Origin of the sequence: Odoribacter sp. N54.MGS-14, from assembly GCF_000980295.1 — a bacterium.
GTDB lineage: Bacteria > Bacteroidota > Bacteroidia > Bacteroidales > Marinifilaceae > Odoribacter > Odoribacter splanchnicus.
The window spans coordinates 1-5,103 of the sequence record NZ_LARL01000112.1; the positions used below are offsets into that span (position 1 = coordinate 1).

Annotated in this window: 5 protein-coding genes; all 5 read right to left on the reverse strand. The window is 41.8% G+C overall.

Features of this window, described 5'->3' with window-relative positions:
• Positions 1 to 76: 76 nt before the first annotated feature.
• The gene (gene rfbB / locus WS42_RS14130) at positions 77 to 1,126 is read right to left on the reverse strand and encodes a dTDP-glucose 4,6-dehydratase (RefSeq protein ID WP_046451301.1); all 1,050 of its coding nucleotides are present in this window, start codon (positions 1,124 to 1,126) and stop codon (positions 77 to 79) included.
• Between the two features lie 4 nt (positions 1,127 to 1,130).
• On the reverse strand, positions 1,131 to 2,012 hold the full coding sequence (rfbD, locus tag WS42_RS14135; RefSeq protein WP_022160207.1) for a dTDP-4-dehydrorhamnose reductase: 882 nt from the start codon (positions 2,010 to 2,012) through the stop codon (positions 1,131 to 1,133).
• A 126-nt stretch (positions 2,013 to 2,138) separates the two neighbouring features.
• On the reverse strand, positions 2,139 to 2,690 hold the full coding sequence (gene rfbC, locus WS42_RS14140; RefSeq protein WP_046451302.1) for a dTDP-4-dehydrorhamnose 3,5-epimerase: 552 nt from the start codon (positions 2,688 to 2,690) through the stop codon (positions 2,139 to 2,141).
• Positions 2,691 to 2,720: 30 nt separating this feature from the next.
• Positions 2,721 to 3,593, reverse strand: coding sequence for a glucose-1-phosphate thymidylyltransferase RfbA (gene rfbA, locus WS42_RS14145; protein WP_046451303.1), 873 nt, complete (start codon positions 3,591 to 3,593; stop codon positions 2,721 to 2,723).
• Positions 3,594 to 3,667: 74 nt separating this feature from the next.
• Positions 3,668 to 4,753 carry an MraY family glycosyltransferase gene (locus WS42_RS14150; RefSeq protein WP_046451304.1) on the reverse strand — a complete coding sequence of 362 codons (1,086 nt, stop codon included), beginning with the start codon at positions 4,751 to 4,753 and terminating at the stop codon, positions 3,668 to 3,670.
• Positions 4,754 to 5,103 lie beyond the last annotated feature (350 nt).

Below are 5,103 nucleotides of genomic sequence, written 5' to 3' on the forward strand. Positions count from 1 at the left end.
CTTATTTTCTGCAAATTTACGCTCTTGGAACCATATAAACAACTGTACTACAATATTTTAATTTATAGAACTCCTCTTATTTGTACATCATCTCGTAGTATTTCTGATAATCTCCACTCGTCACATTATCCAACCACTCCTGATTTTCCAAATACCATTTCACAGTCTTTTCAATACCTTCTTCAAATTGCAGCGAAGGTTCCCAGCCCAATTCATTTTTCAATTTTGTTGAATCGATAGCATAGCGCAGATCGTGCCCGGCCCGGTCTGTCACATAAGTGATCAAATGATCGGAAGCCCCTTCGGGACGCCCCAGCAAACGGTCCGTCACCTTGATCAGTACTTTGATCAGATCGATATTCTTCCATTCGTTAAAACCGCCGATATTATAGGTATCCCCGACTTTCCCTTTATGAAAAATCAAATCGATAGCCCGTGCATGATCTTCGACAAACAACCAATCCCGGACATTTTCTCCTTTTCCATACACCGGGAGCGGCTTATTATGACGAATATTATTAATAAACAAAGGAATCAATTTTTCGGGAAACTGATAAGAACCGTAGTTATTCGAACAATTCGAGATCTTTACCGGCAAACCGTAAGTATCGTGATAAGCCCGGACAAAATGATCCGACGAAGCTTTAGAAGCCGAATAAGGAGAATGCGGATCGTACTTGGTCTTTTCGGTAAACAGTTCCTTACCGGGTTGCAAAGCACCGTACACCTCGTCGGTCGAAACATGGTAAAACAACTTATCGTCAAAATGGCCCTCCCAGGCTAATTTAGCAGCCTGCAACATACTCAACGTTCCCATCACATTGGTCTGAGCGAAAGAAAACGGATCTTTGATCGAACGATCTACATGACTTTCGGCAGCCAAATGAATAACGCCATCGACCTGATACTTTTCAAAAATAGCCTGTATGGCCGGAAAATCACAAATATCGGCTTTCTCGAACACATAATTCGGTTTCTTTTCAATATCTTTCAGATTAGCCAGATTCCCGGCATAAGTCAACTTATCCAGATTTATAATCCGATATGCCGGATATTTATTTACCATCAACCGTACTAAATGTGAACCGATAAAACCGGCACCTCCGGTAATTAAAATATTTTTCATAACTTTATATTTTTTCCTTTCTCTGTTCCCCACTTATTTCCCCCATCATCCTCCTCAGCGCCTCTTGCCACTCCGGCACTTCGACTCCAAAGGTATGCTTTATTTTAGTTTTATCCAATACCGAATAAGCCGGCCGATGTGTTTTAGTCGGATATTCGGCTGTAGTCACCGGATTTACCCGGCAGTTCAAACCGCTCAGCCGTACGATTTCAACTGCGAAATCATACCACGAACAGACTCCGGCATTACTGTAATGATAAATCCCTTCATGTTCTACCCGATCATCGTTAGCCATAATTTTGACAATCGCTTTGGCCAGATCTTCTGCATAAGTAGGAGTACCGATCTGATCGTTTACCACATTGATCTCCGGCCGCTCTTCTGCCAGGCGCAAAATGGTTTTCACAAAATTATGCCCGAAGGCGGAGTAAAGCCAGGCGGTACGAATAATAATATAAAAACAACCGGAACGGATGATCGCCTCTTCTCCGGCCAATTTGGTCTTACCGTACACACTGACCGGACAAGTCTTTATTTTCTCTGTATAAGGTGTCGTTGCTGTACCGTCGAATACATAATCCGTAGAGATATGAATCAGCAGACAATCTTCCTTTTGTGCCGCCTTCGCCAAATTTGCTACGGCTTGGGTATTGATTTCAGCAGCTGGCCCGGGTTCGTCTTCAGCCCGGTCTACAGCCGTATAAGCCGCACAGTTGATAATCGTATCCACTTCATGTACCTGGATAAACTTTTCGATCGCCGTATAATCGGTAATATCCAATTCGGCAACATCTGTAAAAAACACTTCATCCAAAGGGGAAAAACCGATCTTTCTCAACTCCGAACCCAATTGTCCGTTAGCCCCTGTAATCAATATATTCGCCATAAATTATAAATTAAATATACATTTCCCAGTACCAGCGGCTACAACAGAGACTCACACTCCCGCAACCACTGAAACCTTTACAACTATTAAAAGTCTCCCAATTTCTCCATTCTCCGTTCCCCTAACCTACCCCTCAAAAACAAACGCCTCCTCCAATCTCTTATGCATTCTGTCCTTTGCCGAGAGAATCATTTCTGCTTCAGGAATTTTCCAATCGATCCCCAGCGCCGGATCATCGAACTGAATCCCACTCTCATACTGCGGAGCATAATAATTGTCACATTTATATTGAAAAATCGCCTGTGGACTCAACACAGCGAACCCATGTGCAAATCCTTTAGGAATAAAAAACTGTCGTTTATTTTCACCAGACAAGACTACGGCCACATGTTTTCCAAAAGTAGCCGAATTTTTCCGTAGATCCACGACAACATCCAGTACTTCACCTTCCACCACACGGACTAATTTCGCCTGAGTGTAAGGAGGCAACTGGTAGTGTAAACCTCTTACCACCCCATACGACGATTTAGACTCATTATCCTGGACGAATGTAACCTCAGCCACTTGCTCATTAAATTCACGCTGGGAAAAACTCTCGAAAAAATAGCCACGCTCGTCACCGAAAACCCGGGGTTCCAGGATAACGACATCCGATATACTTGTTTTAATCACCTTCATAACCACTATTTTAATTCTTGCTAACAGCATTTATCGAAGTAACTTCAATAAATATTGCCCATACTGATTTTTTGCCATCGGAACAGCCAAATCCCTCAATTTTCGGGCATCGATCCATCCTTTTTTATAGGCAATTTCTTCGGGACAAGCAATTTTCAAGCCCTGTCTTTTTTCGATCACTTCTACAAAGGTCGAAGCTTCGGATAAAGAATCGTGGGTACCGGTATCCAGCCACGCAAAACCTCGTCCCAACAACTGTACTTTCAATTCCTCGTCTCGCAAAAAGGTCTGATTGACGGTCGTAATTTCCAGTTCTCCTCTGGCCGAAGGTTTTATTCCGGAAGCCACCCCGACTACTTTATTCGGATAAAAATACAATCCGACTACGGCATAATTCGATTTCGGCTGCACAGGCTTTTCCTCTATACTCAATACATTTCCCTTCTCATCGAATTCCGCCACCCCATATCGTTGCGGATCATTGACGTAATAACCGAAAACCGTGGCTTTCTTCTCCTCCTCGGCATTTCTCACCGCTTCCTGCAACATATGTGAAAAGCTCTGTCCATAAAAAATATTATCTCCCAAAACCAGACAAACCGAATCACTGCCGATAAATTCGCGGCCGATAATAAAAGCCTGAGCCAATCCATCCGGACTCGGTTGTTCCGCATAAGTAAACTTCACTCCATAATCCTCTCCTTCTCCCAAAAGACGACGAAAACCGGGCAAGTCCTGAGGAGTTGAAATCACCAATATCTCCCTTATCCCGGCCAGCATCAAAACAGACAACGGATAATAAATCATGGGCTTATCATAAATGGGCAACAACTGTTTAGAAACCCCCTTGGTAACAGGATACAAACGTGTTCCGGACCCTCCGGCTAATATTATACCTTTCATGATCTCATTTTTTATAAATAAAAACTAAAAAACCCGGAATCATCTCCGGGCGAATACCGATTCTCTGCAATCGTTTATTTCGCAGCTTTCTGAGCTAACTTTCTCTTTGCCAACCGGTCGACAATATAGAACATAACAGCGAACAGAACGATATCTCCGCCGACCAATATTTCATTTCTCCAGTCTCTTCCGATATATGCGAATGCCATAAACAACAGGTTCAAACCTAAAATAGTAAAGGTAGCTTTTTTATGCACACCGTTATATATGGTCAATAATTTATGATGCAAATGCCGTTTATCGGGCGCAAAAGGAGATTTTCCTCTCATCCAGCGGGAAGCGAACAACCGCAACGTATCTATCACCGGAATAGCCAATACGCTGAACACCACTCCGGGCGCTGCTTCTACCGCACAAATACCTTTCAGATTGATATCCGTTTCACAAAATCTAATCGCCATCACTCCAAGCAAAAATCCAACCATCAAAGCACCGGAATCCCCCATAAACATCTTGGAACGCTTTCCGAACAAATTAATCAAAAAGAAAGGGATAAGGGCAGCAGTCAACACCCCGCACATCAAAGCATACTCGATATGGTCACAATAATAAAACCAAATACCGAAAAAAATACAATCGATCATGGCCATTCCCGAACACAAACCATCGATTCCATCGATCAGATTGATCGCATTGATTAATCCGACCAAACCCACAAAAGTCAATGGGATACCCACCCACGGGCTGATCTCGTAGAAGCTGAGAAAACCATGCAGATTAGTCAGATAAAACCCTCCTCCCACAATCAATACCAAAACCCCCAACATCTCTCCTTTGACTTTTTTACGAGGAGATATCTCCAGCAAATCGTCATAAATACCCACCAGAAAGATTAAAATAGCCCCTAATAAAACATACTGGAATTCCGGCCGGCTATCGAATCTGACAAACAGTAAAAATGAACACAAAAAAGCTAAAAAAACAACAATTCCCCCAATATTCGGAACACACCCGGTATGTGAAGAACGTTTATTCGGTTTATCCACAAAATTCTTCAGTATGGCCATCTTGAACACCGGCACACGAATATTCCAGCCGATCAACAAAGCCAATATCATCGATAGCACCAATCTCCAATTATCTGACAATAAACTTAGCATCTCTCTATTTTACAACTAATATACAATATCCAATCAATCTTTGCAAAAATACATACTTTTATAAAACTACCGCGTTTTTATTCTTTAAAAAAGTCATAAATCTGCCCCTCACCCAACAACTCACTGAATAGCAATATAAAATGCAAATGTTAATTTTCACAAATTCTATATTTATGTATGATTTGATTTAAAAATCCAGCGAATAATCTATAAAAAAAATGGAGTTTCATCCCAAGTCATGAAACTCCACTCAATTTAGCTCTTAAATAAATGTTACATCTTCTGATCCAGGTTTTTCCCTTTCTCCATATGTTCAAAATTGGGGATAAATGCTTTCATCGTTCCGACAA